The sequence below is a fragment of the Asanoa ferruginea genome (assembly GCF_003387075.1).
In the GTDB taxonomy this organism is placed as follows: Bacteria; Actinomycetota; Actinomycetes; order Mycobacteriales; family Micromonosporaceae; genus Asanoa; species Asanoa ferruginea.
In genome coordinates this window covers 3,769,598-3,792,282 of the sequence record NZ_QUMQ01000001.1, presented here as the reverse complement: position 1 = coordinate 3,792,282, position 22,685 = coordinate 3,769,598, and the positions used below count along the sequence as shown (strand labels likewise).

18 protein-coding genes and 1 pseudogene are annotated in these 22,685 nt (G+C 73.1%); 9 read left to right on the top strand and 10 right to left on the bottom strand.

Annotated features, from left to right (window positions below):
* Positions 1-10 precede the first annotated feature (10 nt).
* The gene (locus tag DFJ67_RS17825; protein ID WP_203783611.1) at positions 11-832 is read left to right on the top strand and encodes a serine hydrolase domain-containing protein; all 822 of its coding nucleotides are present in this window, start codon (positions 11-13) and stop codon (positions 830-832) included.
* On the opposite strand, the gene DFJ67_RS17820 is transcribed toward DFJ67_RS17825, so the two are convergent.
* The 4 genes from DFJ67_RS17820 to DFJ67_RS17805 form a co-directional block, all read right to left on the bottom strand.
* Positions 820-1,089: an Rv1322 family protein gene (locus tag DFJ67_RS17820; protein ID WP_409362921.1), complete on the bottom strand. Its 270-nt coding sequence runs from the start codon at positions 1,087-1,089 to the stop codon at positions 820-822. The genes DFJ67_RS17825 and DFJ67_RS17820 overlap by 13 nt on opposite strands.
* A 69-nt stretch (positions 1,090-1,158) precedes the next feature.
* Entirely contained in the window at positions 1,159-2,943 is a 1,785-nt protein-coding gene (locus DFJ67_RS17815) for a 3-hydroxyacyl-CoA dehydrogenase family protein (RefSeq protein ID WP_116069017.1), read from the bottom strand.
* A gap of 69 nt (positions 2,944-3,012) precedes the next feature.
* Complete coding sequence (locus tag DFJ67_RS17810; protein WP_170215901.1) at positions 3,013-3,885, bottom strand: alpha/beta fold hydrolase; 873 nt, start codon at positions 3,883-3,885, stop codon at positions 3,013-3,015.
* Complete coding sequence (locus tag DFJ67_RS17805) at positions 3,882-4,931, bottom strand: alpha/beta fold hydrolase (RefSeq protein ID WP_116069015.1); 1,050 nt, start codon at positions 4,929-4,931, stop codon at positions 3,882-3,884. Before DFJ67_RS17805 ends, DFJ67_RS17810 begins: the two co-directional genes overlap by 4 nt.
* Before the next feature lie 112 nt (positions 4,932-5,043).
* Between DFJ67_RS17805 and DFJ67_RS17800 the strand changes: the two genes are divergently transcribed.
* Positions 5,044-6,552 carry an aldehyde dehydrogenase family protein gene (locus DFJ67_RS17800; RefSeq protein WP_116069014.1) on the top strand — a complete coding sequence of 503 codons (1,509 nt, stop codon included), beginning with the start codon at positions 5,044-5,046 and terminating at the stop codon, positions 6,550-6,552.
* Here the strand turns inward: DFJ67_RS17800 and DFJ67_RS17795 are convergent, their stop codons facing one another.
* Genes DFJ67_RS17795 through nucS form a run of 5 tightly spaced genes read right to left on the bottom strand, consistent with a single transcriptional unit; the run spans position 6,553 to position 13,517 of the window.
* A complete protein-coding gene (locus DFJ67_RS17795) occupies positions 6,553-9,267 on the bottom strand; it encodes a tetratricopeptide repeat protein (RefSeq protein WP_116069013.1) in 2,715 nt (904 codons plus the stop codon). It lies immediately after the preceding gene.
* A 5-nt stretch (positions 9,268-9,272) separates the two neighbouring features.
* The gene (locus DFJ67_RS17790) at positions 9,273-10,655 is read right to left on the bottom strand and encodes a hypothetical protein (protein ID WP_147315536.1); all 1,383 of its coding nucleotides are present in this window, start codon (positions 10,653-10,655) and stop codon (positions 9,273-9,275) included.
* Positions 10,642-11,745, bottom strand: coding sequence for a hypothetical protein (locus DFJ67_RS17785; RefSeq protein ID WP_116069011.1), 1,104 nt, complete (start codon positions 11,743-11,745; stop codon positions 10,642-10,644). Before DFJ67_RS17785 ends, DFJ67_RS17790 begins: the two co-directional genes overlap by 14 nt.
* The gene (locus DFJ67_RS17780) at positions 11,742-12,821 is read right to left on the bottom strand and encodes a hypothetical protein (protein ID WP_116069010.1); all 1,080 of its coding nucleotides are present in this window, start codon (positions 12,819-12,821) and stop codon (positions 11,742-11,744) included. The genes DFJ67_RS17785 and DFJ67_RS17780 overlap by 4 nt, the downstream gene beginning before the upstream one ends.
* A 36-nt stretch (positions 12,822-12,857) precedes the next feature.
* Positions 12,858-13,517, bottom strand: coding sequence for an endonuclease NucS (gene nucS, locus DFJ67_RS17775; protein WP_116069009.1), 660 nt, complete (start codon positions 13,515-13,517; stop codon positions 12,858-12,860).
* Between the two features lie 44 nt (positions 13,518-13,561).
* Here nucS and DFJ67_RS17770 point away from each other — a divergent pair, with 44 nt between their 5' ends.
* From DFJ67_RS17770 to DFJ67_RS17750, 5 genes and pseudogenes are all read left to right on the top strand, one after another.
* Positions 13,562-14,155 carry a DUF4126 domain-containing protein gene (locus DFJ67_RS17770; protein ID WP_116069008.1) on the top strand — a complete coding sequence of 198 codons (594 nt, stop codon included), beginning with the start codon at positions 13,562-13,564 and terminating at the stop codon, positions 14,153-14,155.
* Positions 14,156-14,223: 68 nt separating this feature from the next.
* A complete protein-coding gene (locus DFJ67_RS17765; RefSeq protein ID WP_089246402.1) occupies positions 14,224-14,484 on the top strand; it encodes a hypothetical protein in 261 nt (86 codons plus the stop codon).
* The gene (locus DFJ67_RS17760; protein ID WP_116069007.1) at positions 14,481-15,176 is read left to right on the top strand and encodes a hypothetical protein; all 696 of its coding nucleotides are present in this window, start codon (positions 14,481-14,483) and stop codon (positions 15,174-15,176) included. Before DFJ67_RS17765 ends, DFJ67_RS17760 begins: the two co-directional genes overlap by 4 nt.
* 1 nt (position 15,177) lies before the next feature.
* Positions 15,178-17,664 (top strand): annotated as a pseudogene (locus DFJ67_RS17755) (FtsK/SpoIIIE domain-containing protein); the annotation flags it as partial.
* 494 nt (positions 17,665-18,158) lie between these two features.
* Positions 18,159-18,848: a hypothetical protein gene (locus tag DFJ67_RS17750; RefSeq protein ID WP_116069005.1), complete on the top strand. Its 690-nt coding sequence runs from the start codon at positions 18,159-18,161 to the stop codon at positions 18,846-18,848.
* A gap of 76 nt (positions 18,849-18,924) precedes the next feature.
* Here the strand turns inward: DFJ67_RS17750 and DFJ67_RS17745 are convergent, their stop codons facing one another.
* The gene (locus tag DFJ67_RS17745) at positions 18,925-20,916 is read right to left on the bottom strand and encodes a protein meaA (RefSeq protein WP_116069004.1); all 1,992 of its coding nucleotides are present in this window, start codon (positions 20,914-20,916) and stop codon (positions 18,925-18,927) included.
* A 99-nt stretch (positions 20,917-21,015) separates the two neighbouring features.
* Between DFJ67_RS17745 and DFJ67_RS17740 the strand changes: the two genes are divergently transcribed.
* Entirely contained in the window at positions 21,016-21,867 is an 852-nt protein-coding gene (locus DFJ67_RS17740; protein ID WP_116069003.1) for an ABC transporter ATP-binding protein, read from the top strand.
* On the top strand, positions 21,864-22,685 hold the full coding sequence (locus tag DFJ67_RS17735; RefSeq protein WP_116069002.1) for an ABC transporter permease: 822 nt from the start codon (positions 21,864-21,866) through the stop codon (positions 22,683-22,685). The genes DFJ67_RS17740 and DFJ67_RS17735 overlap by 4 nt, the downstream gene beginning before the upstream one ends.

The following is a 22,685-nucleotide window of genomic DNA, read 5'->3' as shown; positions in this document are numbered from 1 at the left end:
CGGTGGCCGCGTGGCCGAATCGCAAGCGCTCGCCCTGGTCAACTCCTGGCCGGTGGACACCGTCGCCGTCACCGTGGTCAACAAGGCCGGCGTGCTGGCCCGCACGGGGCCGGAGACCGCGCTGCCCTGGGCCTCGGTCACCAAGCCGCTGACCGCGTTGACCGTGCTGGCCGCCGTCGACGACGGGCTGGTCTCGCTCGACGACCCGGCCGGCCCGCCCGGCTCCACCGTGCGCCACCTGCTGGCACACGCCTCGGGCCTCAACATGAGCGACGACCAGGTGATGGGCAAGCCCGGCCAGCGCCGGATCTACTCCAACCGTGGGTTCGAGGTGCTCGCGGACCACGTCGCGGATCGGGCCGAGGGCAGCTTCGCCGATCTGATGATCGACCTGGTCCTCGACCAGCTCGACATGCCCGACACGGTGCTCGAGGGATCGGCTGCGTCGAAGGTGACCGGCCCGGTCGGCGACCTGGCGACGCTGGCCCGCGAGTTGCTCAACCCGACGATCGCGCCGGCGCTGACCCGCGAGGCGAGCCAGGTGGCGTTCCCCGGCCTATCCGGCGTGCTGCCCGGCTATGGCCGGCAGGACCCCAACGACTGGGGCCTCGGCTTCGAGGTCCGGGCCGACAAGAGCCCGCACTGGACGGGCGCCAACAACTCGCCCGCGACCTTCGGGCACTTCGGACAGACGGGCACGTTCCTCTGGGTCGACCCGGTGGCCGGCCTGGCCTGCGCCTGCCTCACCGACCGCGCCTTCGGCGACTGGGCGATCCCCCTCTGGCCGGCCCTCTCCGACGCGGTGCTGGCGGAGTTCGCTCAGCGGCCGTAGCGCGGGGCGCTGCGCGACCGGACCACCCCGGGTGCCCGCCGGTCGCGGGCCCGCCAGCAGCCGCTGTGCCAGTGCCGGCGGTCGGTCAGGTCGCCGCGCTCGTCGGCGGGCCAGACCACGACGTGTGCTGTGCCCGGCCGGATCTCCTGGTCGCAGCCCGGACACCGGTAGACCTTCGCGCTGGCCCCACCCGGCACCAACCGCACCATCCAGTCACCGTGCCGGTCGCCCTCCACCGACCCGACACCACGGCGCAGCGCCTCGTCGTCGAGGGGCCGCCCGTCATCGGGCTTGGGTCGGTTGCGACGCGGACTCACACACCCAGATTAGTGAGTGTGGTCGCGGAACCCACGGCCTGCCTTGCGACCCACGTAGCCCGCCGTCACCAGGTGCTCCAGCAGTGGCGCGGGGGCGAAGCCGGGCTCGCGCAGCTCCAGATAGAGCTCGCGCTGGATGGCCAGGGCCACGTCGAGGCCGACGGTGTCGAGGAGCTCGAACGGGCCCATCGGGTAGCCGCAGCCGAGCTTCATCGCGTGGTCGATGTCGTCGGCGGTCGCGTAGGACGCCTCGAGCATCCGGACCGCGTCGTTGAGGTAGGGGAACAGCAGCGCGTTGACGATGAAGCCGGACCGATCGGCGCAGTGCACCCCGGTCTTGCCCAGCGCCTCGACCAGGGCCGCCACGGCCGCGGTGGTCTCCGGCGAGGTGCGGATGGTGCGCACGATCTCGACGAGCTTCATCACCGGCGCCGGGTTGAAGAGGTGCAGGCCGATCACGTCGGCGGGGCGCTGGGTGGCCATCGCGATCTCGATCACCGGCAGCGACGAGGTGGTCGTGGCGAGCACGACGCCGGGCTTGCAGATCTCGTCGAGGGCGGCGAAGACCGCCTTCTTGACCGAGATCTCCTCGACCACCGACTCGATCACCAGGTCGACATCGTCGAGGTCGTCGAGCCGGCTCGACCACGTGATCCGAGCCAGCGCGGCGGCCTGGTCGGCCTCGGTCAGCTTGCCCCGGGCGACCGCCTTGGCCAGGGAAGCCTCGACCGTGCCGGCGACCGCCGCCGACTTCTCCGCGCCCCGGGTGACCGAGACCACGTCGAACCCGGCCCGGGCCACCACCTCGATGATCCCCGGCGCCATCGTGCCCGAGCCGACCACGCCGATCGTGGCGATCGCGCGGCTATCCTCCAGAGCGACCGCCGACGCTGGCGCGGTCAGCTCGTCGGGCACGACCTTGGGCGAGCCCGGCCCCTCGTAGGTGTAGAAGCCCCGCCCGGTCTTGCGGCCGAGCAGGCCGGCCGTGACCATCTGCTTGATCAACGGCACCGGCGCGTGCCGGCGGTCTCGGCCGCCCCGGCGATACATCGTGTCGAGGATCTCGTACGCCGTGTCGATCCCGATCAGGTCCATCAGCGCGAGCGGACCCATCGGCAGCCCGCAGCCGAGTCGCATCGCCGCGTCGATGTCTTCCCGGGTCGCGTAGTGCGCCTCCAGCATCGACACGGCCTGGTTGAGATAGCCGAAGAGCAGCGCGTTGGCGATGAAGCCGGCCCGGTCGTTGATCGTGACGTCGGTCTTGCCGAGCCGGGCGCACAGGGCCTCGACGTCGGCGACCACGTCGGGGGCGGTGACCACGGTGCGCACGATCTCGACCAGCTTCATCACCGGCGCCGGGTTGAAGAAGTGCACGCCGATGACCGCGTTGGGCCGGGTCGTGGCGACCGAGATCTCGGTGACCGACAGCGAGGAGGTGTTGGTGGCCAGGATCGCGTCGGGCTTGCAGACCCGGTCGAGCTCGGCGAAGATCCCCTGCTTCAGCGCGAGCTGCTCGGGCACCGCCTCGATCACCAGGTCGACGTCGTGCAGGGCGCCGAGGCCGACGGCGAAGCCGATCCGCGCGAAGATCTCGTCGCGCTCGGCGGCGGTGAGCTTGCCCTTCGCCACGGCCCGGTCGATCGAGCCGACCATGGTCGACTGGCCCCGCTCCAGGGCCGCGTCGGTGATCTCCACCGCGACCACGTCGATGCCGCTGCGGGCGAAGACCTCGACGATTCCGGCGCCCATCGTGCCGAGCCCGACAACTCCGACGGTGTTGATCTCCCGCGACACGCAGCGCTCCCCTAACGATCCATCAGGTCACGGCCAGTCTGCCATGCCCGACAGGCGCCGGAAGGCGGGTCAGGACAACCGTCGGACCGCGCCGGCGACCTCGGCGGCACCCTTCGCGCCCAGCACGATCGTGTAGTGGTTGGTGCCGGTCACGTCGCTCTCGGCGATGCCCGGGAAGGCCCGGGTCGCCGCGCCGGGCGCGATCATTCCCTCGGGCTGGTCGAACATGCCGCGCTCGGCCCGCAGGAACACCGCCGGCACCGGCAACGGCTCCGGCGCGACCGGGCGCCATGCGTAGAGGTCGCGGGCATCCTCCAGGGCCGCCGCCAACCGGCAGGCCGGCTGCCAGCCGCCGTCGACCGCGACCAGGTCGTAGTCGGCGTAGGCGGCCGTGGTCTCGGTCCAGTCGGCGAACGACGGGTGGGCCCGCCAGGTCGCCCGGTAGGCCTCGTGGTCGGGGAAGGTCAGGGTCAGCCGCCGGTAGGCGTGGCCGATCGTCTCCGCGATGACCGCGGTGATCTCGTCTTCGGTCGGGTCGGCGGTGACACCGGGCAGTGCCGGCAGCGCCGGGCCGCCGTCGACCAGGACCAACCGATCGACCAGCATCGGGTAGGCGCGGGCCAGTTCCACCGCCGCCCAGCCGCCCATCGAGTGGCCGACGACCGTGGCCGTGCCGCCGTAGGCCTGGATGACCGCGGCGAGGTCGGCGGCGTGCCGGGCCATGCCGTAAGGCCCCGGCAGGTCCCGGCTGTGCCCCCGGCCGCGCAGGTCGGGCGCGACGACCCGGTGGTCGGCGGCAAGGTCGGCGCCGACCAGCGCCCAGGCGAGGTGGTGGGAGGTGATCCCGTGCACGGCCACCACCAGCGGCCCTTCGTCGCCCCACACCCCGACGGTCAGTTCGCCGCCGTCGACCGGGACGGTCTGGGTGCGGTGGTCGGTCACGCGGGGCCGACCAGGTCGAGCAGTTCGGCGACGAACTCGGCGGGCCGCTCGAGGTGCGGCGAGTGGCCGCAGCCCGCGTAGACGACCTCGCGGTAGCCGCCACCGGCTGCTTCGTAGCGGTCGAACACCGCCCGGGTCTGCCCGACCATCGGCTGCGGCGGGCTCGCCTCCGCACCGGGCCAGCCCGGCACGAAACCCAGCGAGCCGAGGTAGGACAGGTCGAACAGGGAGGTGTCGGAGACGATCGCGTCGCGGTCACCGCGTACCCACGTGATGTGTGGCTTGTTCGGCACGGCGACGAGCGCTTCCGCGATCCGGAAGTGGTTGGGAGCCATGGTGTTGAGCACCCCGCGGTCGCCGGGCCCGACGCCGGGCCAGTTGGCGCTGGCCACCGAAGTGCCCGGGTAGTTGTCGTCGCCGATGACCGTCGACAGCACCGTGTCGAGCAGCAACTCCTCGTCGTCGCCGAGCGACGCCGGATCGGCCACGTAGGCGGTGCGCATCACGGTGCGCGGGCTGGTCGGCTCGTCACCGCCGCGGTCCTTGGCCGCCAGCCGCGCGACGAAGTCCGGGTTGGCGGTGCCCGCGCCGGTGCCGGCGAAGTCGGCGGTTGTCGGGGTGCCGTCGAGGTCGCGAGTGCCACCGAAACCGTAGGGCGACAGCGGCGCCTCGAGCAGCAGCGCGCCGACCCGGTCGGGATGGTCGACGAGCAGTTGCATGGCCACGCCGCAGCCCATCGAGTGTGCGACCACCAGCGGCTTGGCGCCGGCCGGGAACAACTCCGGCGCGTCGAGCAGGGCGGCCACGTCGTCGGCGAAGTCGCGCAGGCCGCGGGTGGCGTCGACGGGCGCCGCGTCGGTCGCGCCGTAGCCGCGCAGGTCGGGCGCGACGATCCGCAGGTTGGGTGGCAGGTGGCCGAGCAGCGGCCGCCAGAAGTCGGCGGACGAGCAGTTGCCGTGGATCATCAGCACCGGCGGCCCGTCGGCCGGGCCGGCGACGAGGACGTTCTGGTCGATTCCGCGGGCCTGCACGCGCACCTGTTCCATGAGACCACATCCTGCCGCCGTGGTCGCCGGCCCGCTGTGTGGGGCGGCCACACAACGAAGCGACGGTCGCTGTGCCTACCCACGAGTAACCCTCACGAGTAGGCTTCGCCGCATGACGGCTACTCGGGCTGCCGGCGTTCCGGTCGTCGAAGACGGCGCGCTGGTCTCCACCAACCCCGCGACCGGCGAAGAGGTGGGCCGGTTCCCGGTCGCCGACGCCGACGACGTGGCGCGCGCCGTGACCCGCGCCCGAGACGCGGCGCAGTGGTGGGTCGCGCTGGGCCACGCCGGCCGCAAGGCCCGGCTGCTGCGCTGGCGGGCGCTGCTCGCCCAGCGGGTCGAAGAGGCCGCCGCCCTGGTCAGCCGCGAGGGCGGCAAGCCCGTCGCCGAGGCCATCGTGGAGACCGCGGCCGCGATCGACCACATCGACTGGGCGGCCCGCAACGCCAAGCGGGTGCTCGGCCCCCGCCGGGTGCGCGGCCGGCTGACGCTCGCCGAGTTCTCGGCACACCTCGAATACCAGCCGATGGGCGTGGTCGGGGTGATCGGGCCGTGGAACTACCCGGTGGTCACCCCGCTCGGCACGGTCGCCTACGCGCTCGCGGCCGGCAACACGGTCGTGTTCAAGCCCAGCGAATACACCCCGGCCGTCGGGCAATGGCTCGCCGACACGTTCGCCGAGATCGTGCCCGAGCAGCCGGTCTTCCAGGTCGTGCAGGGGATGGGCGAGGTCGGCGCCGCGCTCTGCCACGCCGGCGTCGACAAGGTCGCCTTCACCGGCTCGACCGCCACCGGCAAGAAGGTCATGGCCGCCTGCGCCGAGACGCTGACCCCGGTGCTGATCGAGGCCGGTGGCAAGGACGCGCTGATCGTCGACGACGACGCCGACATCGCGGCCGCTGCCGAGGCGTGTGTCTGGGGCGCGCTGACCAACGCCGGGCAGACCTGCCTGGCGATCGAACGCGTCTACGCGGTCGCACCGGTCTACGACCGGTTCGTCGACGAGGTCGTCCGCCGCGCGTCGGCGCTCAAGGTCGGCTACGGCGAGGGCTTCGACATCGGCCCGATCACCATGCCCAAGCAGATCGACGTGATCCGCCGGCACATCGACGACGCGCTCACCCGCGGCGGCCGGGCCGTGCTCGGCGGCCGCGACGCGGTCGAGCCGCCCTATGTCCGGCCCACGATCCTGGTCGACGTGCCGGAAGACTCGGCGGCCGTGCGCGAGGAGACGTTCGGCCCGACGCTGACCATCACCAAGGTCGCCGACCTCGACGAGGCGGTCCGGCTCACCAACGCCACCAGCTACGGGCTCGGTGCCGCGGTCTTCGGCAAGCGCCGCGCGGTGGCCGCGGCCCGGCGGTTGCGCACCGGCATGGCCTCGGTCAACTCGGTGATCACTTTCATCGGGATGTCGTCCTTACCTTTCGGCGGCGTCGGCGACTCCGGCTTCGGCCGCACCCACGGCGACGACGGCCTGCGCGAGTTCTCCCGCGCGAAGGCGATCACCACCCGGCGCGGCCCGTCGGCGCTCAAGTCGATGACCTTCGAGCGCACGCCGGCCCAGGTCGCCCGGATCACCAAGGCGATCAAGATGCTCTACGGCCGGCCCGGCCGCTAGCTAGCGCCGGGCTTCGAGTTCCTTCGCCAGGCGCTCGCGCACGTCGGTGACCTGGGCCGTGTCTTCGATGATGCCGGCCGCGACCGAGACACGCAGGTCTTCGTCGGCGGCCACCAGCATGCCCAGCACCCGGGTCCGCGGCACCGCGGGCAGAACACCGAAACCTTGGGCGTACGCGTCGGCGGCGCGCACGGTCTCGCCCGACGCCAGCAGGTTGAGCCCGATGTCGAACAGCAGCGGCGAGCGCTCGTCGCTGGCCGGCAGCGCCAGTTGGTAGGTCTCGGCCGCCTCGGCGTAGCGGCCGAGCCGGTGCTGGCACCAGCCGACGCCGTGCCGCGACCACGACTGGTCGGCGCCGAACCGCTCGTAGAGGTCGATCGCCTCCTGGTAGGCCGGGGCCGCCTCGGCCCGCTGCCCGATCGACCACAGCACGTCGCCGGCGCCCTGCGGGCCCATCGGGTTGTCGGGCACCCGCTCGCGCATGGTCTGGAACGCCTCGAGGGCCTCCGGTAGCCGGCCGAGGTAGCGCAGCGCCCGCCCGAGACCCCAGTAGGCGTAGGCGTCGACCGGCTCGACGGCCACCGCCTCGACCGCCGCGGCGTGTGCGGCGGGCCAGTCGGCCAGCCCGGCGAAGACGTCACAGCGCAGCCGGAGCAGCACCGAGGTGCGCTCCACGGCCAGGCCCCGGTCGATCGTGCGCAGCGCTTCTCCCACGTCGTCGCCGCGCGCCCGGATGGTGGCCAGGTCGGTGATGGTGGTCGCGTCCGGCCACGCCTCGACCGCCCGCTCCAGCGCCTCCGTCGCTCGGGCCGGGTCACCCAGCGCGAACTGCGCCCAGCCCAGTGAACGCAGCAGGCCGACGTGGTTGGGTTCGGCGGCCAGCGCGCGCTCGATCACCTCGACCGCCTCGGCGTGCCGGCCGGCGTTCTGGAGCACGTCGGCGTACACCTCCTGGACCTTGGCGTTGTCGGGGTGGCGCGCCGCCTGCTCGGCGACCTCGGTGACCACGGCCTCGATGTCGGCCGTGGCGCTCAGCGCCTCACACAGCCACCAGACCGCGAAACCGGGCTCCGCGCCCAGGTCGAGCGAGCGGCGCAGGTCGGCGAGGGCGGCCGGGCTGTCGCCCAGGGCCTGCCGGGTCGCGCCCAGGCTGGCCAGCGACCAGCCGTCGGCGGGGTCGATGGAAGCGGCGCGGCCGAGCTCGACCAGGGCCTCGTCGTTGCGGCCGACCACCCGGTAGGTCTCGCCGAGCGCGCCGTGCGCCTCGCCCAGCTCCGGCAGCGCGCTCACCGCGGCCTCCAGGTCGGGGATGGCGCGTTCGAACTCGCCCGTTGCCCGCAGCGCCTGGCCGCGCAGCAGCCGCACGTTGGGATCGTCGGGCAGCTCCGCGTAGGCCTGCTCGGCGCGCTCCAGCGCCTCCTCGTAGCGGCCGGCGTCGAACAGCACCAGGCCGAAGTCGTAGGAGAGGTTGGGGTCGTCGGGCCGGATCCCGTAGGCCTCGCGGAGCGCGTCTTCGGCCGCCTGCATCGCGCCCGGGTCGGCACCGCGGCGGTGCCAGTGTGCGTAGCCGATGAGCGCCAGCGTGCGGACGTTGGTGGGATCCAGCTCGTGCGCGACGCCGAGGTGGGCCAGCGCCCGCTCGAAATCCTCGTCGCGGGCCCGGACGTAGTAGGCCTCGCCGGCCGAGTAACGGATCCACTCGGCGCCCGGCTGGAGCGCCGACGCCCGTTCCAGGTCGTCGATCGCGTCGTCGTGGCGCTCCGTGGCGAGGCGCACCTGGCCCCGGGTCCCGATGGCGTAGGCGTCGTCGGGGTCGAGCGCCACCGCCCGGTCGAGCGCCTCGATGGCCTGGTCGAACGCGCCGGTCACCCGGTGCAGCTCGCCCAGGACGGCGTGCGCCCGGGCGTGCTCGGGCTGCGCCGCGATGGCGCGGTGCAGCAGGTCGGCCGCGACGTCCTGGTGTGCGCCGGTCAGGAGCTGGCTGCCGAGCACGACCAGCAGCGGCGCCAGCTCGAACCCGGTCGGCGCGAGCTCCTGCGCCCGCGCCACGAGCGCGCGGACCTCGTCGACCTCGTCGAGCGCGGCGCACGCGCCGGCCTTCTGCATCAGCAGGTTGACGTCGTCGGGTGCGAGCTCGACGGCCCGACCGTAGGCGTTGTAGGACACCTCCGCCTGGCCGGCGCTGTCGCACAGCGAGCCGGCCACCGCCCAGGCGTCGGCGCTGGCGCGCGGGTCGGCGGAGGTCAGGAAGACCACCTCGGCGAGCGCGACCGCGATCAGCCAGTCTTGCGGGAACGCGCGCAGTGCGGCGCTCAGCGTGCGGCGGCCGGCGGCGAGGTCGCCCCGCTCGACGAGCACGTTGCCCATGCAGCGCCAGGCGTCAGCGGAGCCGGCCCCGATCGCCAGCGCCCGGCGCAGCAACGGCTCCGCGTCGGCGGGCCGGCCGGCCAGGGCCAGCGCGCAGCCGTATTCGCCGACGTGGTCGCGGTCGATTGCCGGCACCCTGGCGAACCGCTCCGCGGCCGCGATGAACAGGCCTTCACCGGCGCGGTCGGCCCGCGCGGCGCACAGGCCCAGGATGGTCAGCGCGGCCGCCTGGGTCGCGTCGTCGGCGGCCAGGTCGGCGATGGTCTCGGCGCGCTCCCGGGCCCGCGCGAGGTCGCCGCCGTAATAGGCGTCGCGGGCCTCGGTGAGCACCTCGCGTGCGGTGGTCATCGCGATCACCGGCCCTGGAACGGGAGGCCGTAGCCGCCGGCCCGGGTCGTGGTCTGCGGCCCTTGGGTGGGCCGGCCGGTGAGCCGCTCGCGGGGCAGCGGGGCCCGGCGTGGGCCCCACAGCGCCCGGGCGGCGTCGGCGATCTCCTGGGTGACCGCCACGTCGTGCGGGTCGGACAGCGACATCCGCGCCGCCCAGGCCGCGTTGAGCAGGCCACGAACGGTCGCGCCGCGGGCGCTGCCCGACTCGCCGGTCAGGGCCGCGAAGGGCTCCGTCGCCTCCACCTCCCACTGTGCCGAGTCGAAACCGCGGAACGAGGTGATGTTGCGCAGGGTCGCGCACGCCTCCGCGACGAAGGAGTCCAACTCGGCGCGGCGGGCCGGGTCGGCGACGGCGGGCACGCCACGTTCCTCGACCGCGCCGTGCCAGCAGTCGGCGACCAGGTCGACCACGGCCGCCGACATGCCGTCGCCGGTCAGCGCGCGCAGCACGCCGAGGATGACGTAGGCACGCTCCACATCGGACGGCTCGCCGGCGACGCCGGGGCGCATCCGGAGCAACAGCACGGCGCAGGCGTACGCCGGGCCGAGCGCGTAGGCGGCGTAGGCGTCGGCGACCAGCCCGCGCCGGGCCGGGCCGGCCGCCGGCCCGAGCAGGCCGTCGGCCAGCGGCGACGAGCGCAGCCAGGCCAGGCCGGCCTCGTGACCGAAGAGCGGCACGTCCCAGATCGTCCACTCCGGGAACCAGAGCATCACCAGGCTGCCCGCCGAATAATCGGCCGCACCGCCGGCCAGGTCGGCGGGCCGGGCCGGCACCGCGCGCAGCGGCGCGGTCAACTCTTCCAGCAGGCCGTCGGTCAGCTCGCTGACCCGGTCGTCGAGCCCGGTGTCGCGCAGGGTCAGCCCGCCCAGCATGTCGACGTAGTCGACGAAGAGCCGCCGGCAGTCGGTGTCGGTGAGCTGGTCGAGGGCCGACCAGGCGGCCGGCCGATCGAGCGCGCCGGAGCGCAGGTCGGCCTCGACGGTGTCGATCGAGCGGAGGATCTCGTCGCAGCGCCGGCTCACGTCGTCGGTGTTCATCAGCCGGATCATCGAGCCGTCGAGTTGGTCGAGCACGACACCGGCCCGGGCGACCTTGCGCTCGAGGTCGGCCAGCAGCGGTTCGAGGTCGCCGAGGAGCAACTCCAACTCGGGTGCGTCGCCGCCGCGGCGGAAGTCGAAGATCATTTGACGGGCGTCGAGGAGCCCGTCGCGCACCTCTTTGCGCACGCTGCGCAGCCCGTCGAGCCGGCTGTGCCGGCTCTCCGCCAGCTTCGCGACCCGCTTCACCTTGCCGACGTCTTCACGCAGGTCGGCCAGGCGGACGGCGAGGAGGTCAAGCCGCGGCATCGGCAGCGCCTTCCGGGTCGAGGGCACTTAGCGCCGCCGCGCTGACCCGGCCCAGCCGCGCGGGCGGGGCGTCGGGGTTGGCGAGCCGCCAGCGCCAGGCCGCGGCGACCACGGCGACCGGGCCTTCGCGGGCCGGCGGCGAGCCCGCTTCGAGCCCGGCGACCAGGGCGTCGCGGCCGGCCAGCGGGTCGAACCGCAACCGCTGCGGTGCGTTGCGGTCGAGCAGGTCGACGAGGTCGCGGGCCTGGCGCAGGGCCAGCGGAGGCGGCGCGGTGGCGAGACCGTTCATCGTGGACCAGCGCTGCGCCACCTGGTCGGCCGCCCGGCGATGCCCGGCGGCGGTGAGCGGGTCAGGCGCCCGCTCGGCGATCTCGCGCAGGCCCGCCACCATCGTCCACACCCGCCGGTCCCAGGAGGGATGCGTGGGTGTCGCGTCGTCGAACCGGTCTGGCCGGGCCCGCAGCGTCATGACCGCGCAAGGATATGCCGCACCGAGCGCGTAGGTCGCGAACACATCGGCGAACAGCTCACCGAGCAGCCGGTCGTCTTCCCGGTCGAGGTGGATCAGCACCGGCCGGGCGTTGCGGTCGCCCGGCTCCGGCAGCGCGTCGGCGACCAGGTGGCCCAACTCGTGCACCAGGATCGGCAGGCCCCAGACGCCGACGTCGGGGAAGCGCATCCGGACCATGCCCGCCATCCGCTCGAAGCGCTCGCCGTCGGCGACCGAGAGCAGCACGCCCCGGCCGACCCCGCTGGCGTCGACCAGCGCGTCGAGCAGCGCCTCGGCGGCGACGGTGATGCCGCGGTAGAACGGGTGGGCGCGCAGCAGGATGCCCTCGAGCAGGGCCAGCGCGGCGGCCTTCACGGGTGCGATCCGGCGGGTGCGGAGCAGGTCGAGCCCGGCCCAGTCGTCGCCAGCGGTCAGCAGGTCGTGCAGGTCGCGGATGCGGTCGCGGAGCAGCAGAGTGAAGTCGTCGCGGACGGCCGCGGTCGTGGTGCCCAGCCGCTCCTCCTGCCGCAGCGCCTCGTTGACCTGCTCCAGCTCGGTGATCTCCTGCCGGACCTGGGTCGCGAACCACGGGCTGGTCATGCGGTCCGCGCGGCGTCCAGGAGGATCAACCGGGCGCCGCGGACCCGGCCGACGTTGACGGTCGTGTCGATGTAGTCGATCGCCAGCACCACCGCGACCGCGCCGATCAGCAACTCGGCGCCGAGCAGCGCCAGCGGCAGCCAGGGCACGGCCAGGCCCAGGTGCCCCTGCACCACGAAGATCCCGCCGACCGCCGCCTGCGCGATGGCCAGCTTGCTGATCACGCCGTCGAAGCGGTCGGCCAGCGCGCCGAGCGCCTCGGTGCCGCCGTCGAGCCGGCTGAGGTTGAGCCCGTCGGCCGCCAGCAGGCCGTCGGCCTCGACCCGGGCCCGCTCGGAGCCGATCATGCCGCCGAGCAGCGCCGCGCCGGCGCCGGTTTCGCCGGCCCGGTCGGCCAGCGCGACCAGCCGGTCGCGGGCGGTCTCCAGCCAGCTCGCGTCGATCAGCCGGTGCAGCGCGCCGAGGGCGGCGGACAGCGCACGCAGCCCGAGCCGGACCAGGCGGCCGCCGATGTTGTCGAGGAAGAGCTGCTTGCTGACCTTCTCCCAGGCCTCTTTGACCTGCGCCGGTGCCTTGCCGGCCAGGCTCTTCAGCGGGCCGGCGACGACGTCGGCGGTGCCGGTCGCGATCGCGTCGAGGGTGCTGGCCAGCCGGGCCCGCAGGGTGGCGACGGCTTCGGCCAGGTCGTGGGAGACGATCCGGTCGGCCGCGAACGCGCGGGCCTGCTCTGGCTGCTCGAGGGTGAGCGTGGTGCGGCGCAGGTCGGCCAGGGCGGTGTCGAGGACCTCGGCCTGCGCTCCCCCGGCGGCCAGCGCCACCTCGCCGAGCCGGAGCTGGCCGGCGACGACAGCGAGCAGGGTCTCGGGGTCTTCGGGCGCCGCCTCGCGCGCCTCGGCCTCGAAATAACCCGTCTCCGTGCGCCGCAGGTCGGCCAGTCCACTCTCGATCGAACGAGCCAGCCGCTCGGCAGCGTCGTCGTGCCCCTCACCCGCCGCCAGCGCATCTCGAAAATCCCGACCAGCACGGTGTACGGCGGTCGCTGACCGCACGAACCGTCCGATCTCGACGTCGTCCACGCGTACAGCCTGTCATCAGGCGCGGACGGGCGGAAGTCAGAACAATGTCAGCTCGTCGCGCACGATGCCGCGCAGCTTGTCGTAGTCGACGACGACGCACCGGATGCCGCGGTCCTCGGCGAGCACCCGCGCCTGCGGTTTGATCTCCTGCGCGGCGAAGATGCCCGCGACCGGGGCGAGCAGCGGGTCGCGGTTCATCAGTTCGAGGTAGCGGGTGAGCTGCTCGACCCCGTCGATCTCGCCACGCCGCTTCACCTCGACGGCGACACTCCCGCCGGCCGCGTCGCGGCAGAGCAGGTCGACCGGGCCGATCGCGGTCATGTATTCGCGCCGGACCAGCGTGTAGCCCTCGCCGAACGTGGTCGGGTTGGCGGCCAGCAACTCCTGGAGGTGCGCCTCGACACCGTCTTTGACCAGGCCAGGGTCGACACCCAGCTCGTACGACGTGTCCTGGAAGATCTCCTCCAGGGTGATCCGCAGTTCCTCGCCGGCCTTGTTGACCACCCGCCAGACGCCGGGCTCCTCTTTGATCCGGCACGGCGGGCTCATCCAGTTGAGCGGCTTGTAGGCGCGGTCGTCGGCATGCACCGAGACGGACCCGTCGGCCTTGACCATCAGCAGCCGGGTGGCCGGGGGCAGGTGGGCCGAGAGCCGACCGACATAGTCGACGGAGCAGCGAGCGATCACGAGGCGCACCGCACCACCCTATGCGGGTGGCTTGGTGCTGCCATGCTGAGGTCGTGCTGGAAGCCCTCACCGGCGCGGGCCTCGCGACCTCGGCCGGCCTCAACGCCTACATCCCGCTGCTCGCCATCGGGGTGCTGTCCCGCTACACCGACATCGTGGCGCTGCCCGCCGGCTGGGGCTGGCTCGGCAACGGCTGGGTGATCCTGATCCTCGGCGTGCTGCTCGCGATCGAGGTCGTCGCCGACAAGGTGCCCGTCCTCGACTCGGCCAACGACATCGTGCAGACGGTGGTCCGGCCGACCGCGGGCGGTCTCGCGTTCGGCGCCGGCACGTCCTCCTCCACGACCGTGTCCGACCCGGGCAGCTTCTTCGGGTCACACCAGTGGGTGCCGGTCGCCGTCGGGGTGCTGCTGGCACTCGGCGTGCACGGCATCAAGGCGACCGCGCGGCCGGTGATCAACGTCGGCACGGCCGGCTTCGGCGCACCGATCGTGAGCACGCTGGAAGACATCGCGAGCGTGGCGATGTCGCTCGTGGCGCTCGTACTCCCGGTGCTGATCGTGGTGTTCCTGGTCGGGTTGGTCGTGCTTTTCGTCTGGGCGCTGCGGCGGCGGGGCGCCCGCAAACGCCGGCGTGCCATGGCCTGACGGCGCGTCGCGCTCACCTCTCGCATTCCGGCGATAACGTAGCGTTATCGGCCAGTTGAGGGGGAACCGTGGCGAGCGTTGCCGAGGTCAAGGCCGCTATCGACGTCGCGATGGCGCATGTCCAGGAGGGCCAGGAGGCCGTCCGCGCGGCCAACGACAAGCTCGACGCCGCACAGGCCAGCCTCGCGGCGGCGGTCGACGGCAGCGCGCACGAGTCGGTGGCGGCGGCCAGGTCGGCGCTCGCGCAGGCGGCGACCGAACTCGACGACTGCATGACCGCCACGCTGGGCGCGATGGAGCAGGCACAGACCTACGCCGCGGCCCTGTGAGCCTCCTGCACGCGCTGGCGTCCCGGGTGGAGACGGTGCGTTCCGACCTCCCGGTGGCCGAGGTGTCGGTGGCGACCGGGCGGCTGCGCGAGGCGACCGCGCTGCTGGCGGCGACGCTCGAATCGTCGGCGGCCTCCTCGGCAGCGCCGTTGCTGGCCTCGGCGACGTCGCACCTCGACGCGGCGGCCGGCGCTCTGGGTCGGGCCGGCGAGGAACTCGACCGCTACCTCGCGTCGGTCGGCGTGTTCGCCTCGGCGGCGTCGGTGGTCGTCTCGGGCTCCTGCCCGTGGGCAGACCGGGTCGACGTGTTGACCGGGCAGGTCGGCGCCGCGCGACCGGCCGTCGAAGATCTTTCGGTCGATCTTGTGCTGGCGGCTTCGGTGCGGGCGGCCCTGGCCGGGTCCGCTGCCGGGCTGCGCCAGGTTCTCGTCGCAGCGCCGCCGTCGGTGGGCTGGGCGCTGGGAGCGCGGGCGGCGGGGTTGCTAGGTGTCGCCGAGCCCGCGCTGGTCCGTCGGGGCGCGGCCGACCGGTTGCCAGCGCTGCTGCCCGGGCTGTCGGCGTCGGCCGGGTCGGCGCTGGTGTCGCGGGCGTTGCGGTTGCCCGCTCCCTCGGTCTCGGCCCATGCCGCCGACGTCGCGGCGGTCGGGGTGGTGCTGGTCTCGGTGGTATTCGGGCTGACGGGGCGGTCCTGAGATGGCCGGCGCGCGTTCCCGGCTGGTGGCCGAGGTACGCGAGTCGCTGGCGGCGGCCCGCGGCCAGGCCCGGGCGGCGTCGGCTCTTGCGGAGTCCCGGCGGTCCGCGGCACACGCGGTGCTGCGGGCGGTGCGCGACGCGCATCTGGCCTGTGTCAACCGGTTGGGCGCCCAGCGCGAACGGGCCCGGCGGTCGATCGAGGCCGACTTCGTCGCGTCGGCGCGCCGGCTGGCCGGGTCGCTCTCGTCGTTGGCGCCCGACCACACGCTGATCCGGCTGGGCACGGTGACCGCGCCCGGCTGCGACGTGGTGCTGCCCGCGCTGGTGCCGCTGCTCGACCGCGGCCACCTGTGGTTCACCGGCCCACCGTCCCGCGTGGACGACCTCGTGCGGTTGGTGCTGCTGCGGGTGCTGTCGGCGGCGGCGCCGGGTTCGGTGCGGTTGACCGTCTACGACCCCGAGCGGCTCGGCGGCACGCTGTCGGGCTTCGCGCCGCTGGGCGCCGCGTCGCTGGTGCGGTTCGTCGGGCCGGGCGAGTTCGGGTCCATGATGGACGAGTTGGTCGCGGAGATCCAGCGGCTCAACGCGCTCGTACTGGCGGGCGGGCACACGTCGGTCGCGTCCCTCTCGCCACGGCCGGCGCCATGGCAGGTGGTGGTCCTGCTCGGCGACGCGGCGACGGCGGCGGAACTGACCCCGGCGGTGCGGGCCCAGCTCGACCGGGTGCTGCGGCTGGGCCCGTCGTGCGGGATCCATGTCGTCGGCCGCGGCCTGCCTGTTGATTCCTCCGTCACCCGGGTCGAGGTCGCCGACGGGGTAGCCCGGTGCGCGGCGGTCGCCGACCTGCCGATCACGCTCGACGCGGCGCCGCCGGTCTCGGCGATCGCCGCGTGCTGCCGTGACGTGGCCACCGCGGCTGCCTCGGGTCCACCGGCGGCGTCGTTCGCCGACCTGTTGCCGGCCTCCCGCTGGACCTCTTTGGCGACGTTCGGGGTGTCAGCGCCGGTGGGCACGCTGCTCGGGTCGTCGACGCCGGTGTCGCTCTCGCTCGGTGACGACCCGCCGCACGCGCTGATCGGCGGCCCGTCCGGGTCGGGCAAAACCAACCTCATCTACGCCTGGCTGGGCGCGTTGTGCGCCCGCTACTCCCCCGACGAACTCGCGCTCTACCTGCTGGATTTCAAGGAGGGCGTGTCGTTCGCGCGGTTCGCGCCGAGCCAGCGCGACCCGAGTTGGCTGCCGCACGTACGCCTGGTTGGGGTCAATATCAACAATGACCGCGAGTTCGGCCTGGCGCTGCTCCGGCACCTGGCCGCGGAACTGCGTCGCCGGGCCGCCGCCGCGAAGAGCTTCGACGCGACGAAGCTGTCGGAGTTGCGCGCCGAGGACCCGACCTCGCCGTGGCCCCGGATCGTCGCCGTGATCGACGAGTTCCAGGTCTTGCTGACCGGCCGCGACGCGGTGACGACGGAGTCGGTGGCCCTGCTCGAAGACCTGGCCCGCCGCGGCCGTTCCCAAGGTATCCACCTGGTGCTGGCGTCACAGGACGTATCCGGCATCGAGGCGCTGTGGGGCCGCGCGGGCCTGGTCGCGCAGTTCACCCTGCGGGTGGCCCTGCCCAAGGCCCGCCGCATCCTGGCCGAGACCAACCTGGCGGCGGAGACGATCCCGCGCTGCACGGCGGTGGTCAACGCCGACTCCGGCGTCACCCCCGCCAACCGGGTGGTCCGCGTTCCCGATGCGAGCGACCGCGCGCTATGGCGCACGTTGCAGCAGTCGCTGTGGGAGCAACGCCGCCCCGACGCCCCTTCTCCACGCCTGTTCGACGGCGACGCGGTGCCGCTGCTGCCGCGGTCCTTCGGCGTTGAGCCGGTGGCGTTCCTGGGCGAGACCATCGACGTCGACGCCCGCCCGGCGGTGTTCCCCTTGACCCGTGTGCCGGGCCGCAACCTGTCCGTGTTGGGCACCCGCACCGGCGACGCCTGCGCCATCCTGACGGCGGCGGCGTTGTCCCTTAGCACCACTGCCCGGTTCAGCGTGGTGTGCCTCGACGACAGCGCGTTGGCCTCGGCTACGGCGTTGGCGTTGGCGTTGCCGGGCGCGGACTTCTTCGACCGGTCCACGGTGGGCTCTCTCGTCGCGTCGCTCGAGGTGTTTTCGCCTGCTGGCGGGCCGCACGTGGTGGTCGGGTTCGCCTGGGACGCCCGCCCGCCGGGCGTCGACCTCAAGGCCGTGCTGAGCCGCGGCCCGGAGAACGGCATCCACATGCTCGGCTGGTGGCGCACGGTAGCCCGGCTCCGCGACGACCTCGGCGGCCCCGGCGCCCGGACAGACGCGATCGGCGGCTGGGTGGCGCTCGACGTGCACGGGCCGGACCTGTCGTCGCTGGCACCGCAACCGGGCGGCCCAACCTGGTACCCCCGCGACCGCCGCGCCCTCTTCTTCGACCGCAGCACCGACCGGTCCCCACAGGTGATCGTCCCCTACGAAATCCCCGCGGACCGTTTGACCGCCCGCCCAACCGCGCTGCCAGCCCAAAGCCGCGGCGCCCAACCGCCCGACGACGACGCACCTCTCCCAGCCGGACAGCAGAGCAACGGCGACGCCCGAGCCCCAGGCGGCGAACCGGCAAACGGCCACGCCCGACTCCCGGGCTACCAACCGATCGACGACGACGCCCGACTCCCAAGCGGCCAGCCACCCAACGGCGACACCCGACTCGCAGGCGGCCAACCGACCAACGACGACGCCCGACTCCCAAGCGGCCCGCCAACCGACGATGGCCGACGCTCAGGCGGCCAACCGACCACCAGTCACACCCGACTCCCAGGCGGCCAACCGACCAACAGCGACACCCGACTCCCGGCACTCCAGTCGAGCGACGACGACGCCCGAATCCCCGGCGGCCCGCCAACCGACGATGACCGACGCTTGGTCGGCCAGCCGAGCGACGACGACGCCCAAGTCCCGGGTGGTCCGCGGTGACCGACTACCGCAGCCTGATGTCGGAGTTGGCCAGCACGTCCACCCGGCGGGCGACCGCGCTCGCGGCCGCCGAGCGGGCCTACCACGACGGGATGGCCGCCGCGGCGGCCGAACTCCGCCGCGCCGAGGCCGAGGCTGACGAGTGCGACCGGCGCGCGGCCGCCGCCGCGTCCGCGGTCGTCGAGGTCGACCGCGAAGCGGAACGCCTCTGGTCGGACCTGCAACGCACCCGGGCCTGGCCCGGCCAACGCCCCGGCAGCGCCCCCGAGCCAGCACCGGCGACGGCCCAACCCCCGCTGGATTTCGACGACGACGCGAGCGCCGCCCTGCTGACCCGGGTAGCCCACCAGATCCACGGCGGCCCACCCCGCATCGGCATCGGCCTGAGCGGCAAGTTGCCCGTCCTGGTCCCCGCGCTGCTCCCCATGCTCGGCGCGGCCACCACCGCCGTCGTGGCGCTGCTGGCAAGCGCCCTGCTGGCGCTCGCGAACCTCGACCCGCCCGGCGCGGGCATCGTGCGGCTGGCCGGGGGTATGGCCTACTTCGCGTCCCCGTTCGCCGGGATCCCGGTCGCCTCGCGCTGGGCCCGCCACCGCTGGTCCGCCCGCCTGGACACGGGCGCAGTCGCCATGATCGTTCTCGGCGGCCTGTGCGCCTTGTGCGCGGTCATCATCACGCTGGCCTAAGCCCGCGACGCCCGGCGCGGCAGCCCACGATGTGCCCCGACCTGGCCGCCCACGCGCCGCGCGCTGGCCGCCGGCGTCAGGGCAACGCGTTCGCCGCTCGGATGACGTCCACCAGGTCGTCGACGATCTGGGTCAAGGCGAAGTCCTTCGGCGTGAAGACCCGGGCGACGCCGGCCGCCCGCAGCTTCTCGGCATCAACAGGCGGGATGATCCCGCCAACAACGACCGGCAGGTCGTCCCGACCGGCAGCGCGCAGACCGTCGAGCACCGCCGGCACCGCGGCCAGGTGCGAGCCCGACAGCACGCTCAGCCCGACCAGGTCAACGTCTTCATCGATGGCCGCGGCCACGATCTCCTCGGGCGTCAGCCGGATGCCCTGGTAGATCACTTCAAAGCCGGCATCCCGCGCGCGTACGGCGATCTGCTCCGCACCGTTGGAGTGCCCGTCGAGGCCGGGCTTCCCGACCAACAACCGCAACCGCCCGCCGCCCAGGTCTGAAGCGGTCTGTAACACCCGCTCACGCACCCCAACCAGCGACTCGTCCGCACCCGCACCACTGCTCGCCGACAGGCCGGTCGGTGCCCGGTATTCGCCGAACACCTCGCGCAGCGCACCCGCCCACTCGCCGGTGGTGACTCCGGCCCGGGCGCACGCGATCGTGGCCGCCATCAGGTTGGTGCTGCCCGCCGCGTCGGTCCGGAGCCGGTCGAGGGCGGCCGAGACCGCCGCATCGTCGCGGGCGGCCCGCCATGCGCGCAGCGCAAAGGTCGCCTCCGCCTCGACGCCCGGGTCGACCTGCTCGACGTGGTCGGCACCCATCGTGGTGAGCGGCGAGGGCTCCGTGTCGGCGTAACGGTTGACCCCGACCACCACCTCCTCGCCCGCCTCGATCCGCCGGCGACGTTCGGCCAGCGACGCGACCAGCGCGGTCTTGAGGTAGCCCGAGTCGACGGCGGCCACCACCCCGCCCAACTCGAGGATCTGGTCGAGTTCGGCCCGGGCGCCGTCTGCGATCGAGCCCACCAGCGCGGCGACGACGGGCGAGCCGTCGAAAATGTCCGGATAGTCGAGCAGGTCCGACTCTAAAGCCAGCACCTGCTGCATGCGCAGCGACCACTGCTGGTCCCACGGCCGGGGCAGGCCCAGTGCCTCGTTCCAGGCCGGGAGTTGCACCGCCCGAGCGCGGGCGGAGCGCGACAGCGTCACCCCGAGCATCTCCAGCACGATGCGCTGCACGTTGTTCTCCGGCTGGGCCTCCGTCAGGCCTAAGGAGTTGACCTGCACCCCGTACCGCAGGCGTCGCTGCTTTGGATCTTCGATCTGGTATCTGCTTGCGGTGATCTCATCCCAGAGCTGCGCGAACGCCCGCATCTTCGCCATCTCCTCGACGAACCGCACGCCGGAGTTGACGAAGAACGACATCCGGCCGACGACGTCGCCCATCCGGTCGGGCGGCACCTGGCCCGAGTCGCGGACCGCGTCGAGCACCGCCACCGCCGTCGCCAGGGCGAAACCGACCTCCTGCACCGGCGTGGCGCCGGCCTCCTGGAGGTGGTAGGAGCAGACGTTGATCGGGTTCCACCGGGGCGCGTTGGCGACCGTCCACGCGATCATGTCGGTGGTCAGCCGCAGCGACGGGCCCGGCGGGAAGATGTGCGTGCCGCGCGACAGGTATTCCTTGACGATGTCGTTCTGGGTGGTGCCGGCCAGGTCCCGGCCGGGCGCGCCCTGCTCCTCGGCCACGACGACGTAGAGCGCGAGCAGCCACATCGCGGTCGCGTTGATGGTCATCGAGGTGTTGGCGGCGGCGAGCGGGATGCCGTCGAAGAGTGCCCGCAGGTCGCCGACGTGCGAGACCGGCACGCCGACCCGGCCGACCTCGCCGGCCGCGAGCGGGTGGTCGGGGTCATAGCCGGTCTGCGTCGGGAGGTCGAACGCCACCGACAGGCCGGTCTGCCCCTTTTCGAGGTTGCGGCGGAACAGCGCGTTGGTCGCGGTCGCCGACGAGTGGCCCGCGTAGGTCCGCATCACCCAGGGGCGGTCGGGTTCCGGCAGGCGGCCCTCCATGGCCGCAGTCTAGGTGCCGCTATCACCGGATTTAGGCCAATTCACAAGCGCAGGGACCCGACAGAGCCTTTCGCGTACGCGAAGGGCATCATCTCTGTCATGACGCAGGACGAGCCCGCGATCGCGGTCAGTGGTTTACGCAAGGCCTACGGTGAGAACGTCGCCGTGGCCGGTGTCGACCTCGAGGTGCGCCGCGGCGAGGTGTTCGCCCTGCTCGGCCCCAACGGCGCCGGCAAGACGACCACGGTCGAGATCCTCGAGGGCTACCGGCACCGCGACGGCGGCACGGTCAGCGTGCTCGGCGTCGACCCGCAGCACGGCGACCGCAGTTGGCGGGCCCGGGTCGGCATCGTCCTCCAAGGCACCGGTGAGTTCGACGAGTTGACCGTTGGCGAGGTGGTCAGCCACTTCGCGGGCTTCTATCCCAACCCCGACGACCCGGCCTCGGTGATCGGGCGGGTCGGCCTGTCCGACAAGGCGCGGGCCCGCACCCACACGCTCTCCGGCGGGCAGAAGCGCCGGCTCGACGTGGCGCTCGGCATCATCGGCCGGCCGGAGTTGCTGTTCCTCGACGAGCCGACGACCGGCTTCGACCCGGAGGCGCGGCGCGAGTTCTGGGAGCTCATCCGCGACCTGTCCGCAGCCGGCACGACGATCGTGCTGACCACCCACTACCTCGAAGAGGCCGAGGCGCTCGCCGACCGGCTGGCCGTGATCGCCGGCGGGTCGCTGATCGCCGTCTCCACGCCGCAGGCGCTGGGCGACCGGCAGAACGCGCCGGCGACCGTGTCGTGGCGTACGCCCGACGGCACCATCGAGCGCAAGGAGACCAGCACGCCGACGGCGGTGATCACCGAGATCGCCACTGGCTACGGCGGGGAGATCCCGGGCCTGACCGTGAGTCGGCCGACCCTCGAAGACGTCTACCTGACGATGATCGGACACCGATGACCGCCGTTACGCAGGCGCCGCCCGCGCCGGGTCCGCTGAAGCTCGGCCTCCGGCAGGGTGGCCTCGAAGTCAGGCAGTTCAGCCGCAGCCGCGAGGCCGTGGTCTTCACGATGGCCTTCCCGGTCATCATGATCGTGATCTTCGCTTCGATCTTCGGTGGCGAGATCGGCGGCGGGGTCAAGTTCACCCAATACTTCATCACCGGCATGATCGCGACCGGCCTGCTGTCGGTCGGTTTCCAGAGCCTGGCGATCCAGATCCCGGCCGAGCGCGACCGCGGCGTCCTCAAGCGCCTGCGCGGCACGCCGATGCCGGGCTGGGTCTACTTCGCCGGCAAGGTGATCATGGTCCTGATCGTCGGCATCGCCGAGACGGCGATCCTGCTCGCGGTCTCGACGCTCTTCTTCGACCTGGACCTGCCCGCTACGGGCGCCCGCTGGCTGACCTTCCTGTGGGTTTCGCTGCTCGGCATCTCCGCCTGCACGCTGTGCGGCATCGCCTTCTCGTCGGTGGCCCGCACCGCCCGCAGCGCGCCGGCGGTGGTCACCCCGGTGGCGCTGATCCTCCAGTTCATCTCGGGCGTCTTCTTCGTCTTCACCGACCTGCCGACCCCGATGCAGCAGATCGCCGCGATCTTCCCGCTCAAGTGGATGTGCCAGGGGCTGCGCTCGGTCTTCCTCCCCGACTCCTTCGCCGTCACCGAGGCGGCCCACTCCTGGGAACTCGGCAAGGTCGCCCTCGTGCTCGGCGCCTGGTGCGTCATCGGCCTCGTCCTGTGCATCACGACGTTCAAATGGACGACCAAGCGCGACGGCTGA

Bases quoted from the DNA above. Each gene is read 5' to 3' on its own strand.
- DFJ67_RS17735 (WP_116069002.1), top strand. From the start codon at position 21,864: ATGACCGCCGTTACGCAGGCGCCGCCCGCGCCGGGTCCGCTGAAGCTC.
- DFJ67_RS17740 (WP_116069003.1), top strand. From the start codon at position 21,016: ATGACGCAGGACGAGCCCGCGATCGCGGTCAGTGGTTTACGCAAGGCC.
- DFJ67_RS17745 (WP_116069004.1), bottom strand. From the start codon at position 20,916: ATGGAGGGCCGCCTGCCGGAACCCGACCGCCCCTGGGTGATGCGGACC.
- DFJ67_RS17805 (WP_116069015.1), bottom strand. From the start codon at position 4,931: ATGGAACAGGTGCGCGTGCAGGCCCGCGGAATCGACCAGAACGTCCTC.
- DFJ67_RS17790 (WP_147315536.1), bottom strand. From the start codon at position 10,655: ATGCCGCGGCTTGACCTCCTCGCCGTCCGCCTGGCCGACCTGCGTGAA.
- DFJ67_RS17800 (WP_116069014.1), top strand. From the start codon at position 5,044: ATGACGGCTACTCGGGCTGCCGGCGTTCCGGTCGTCGAAGACGGCGCG.
- DFJ67_RS17785 (WP_116069011.1), bottom strand. From the start codon at position 11,745: ATGACCAGCCCGTGGTTCGCGACCCAGGTCCGGCAGGAGATCACCGAG.
- DFJ67_RS17795 (WP_116069013.1), bottom strand. From the start codon at position 9,267: ATGACCACCGCACGCGAGGTGCTCACCGAGGCCCGCGACGCCTATTAC.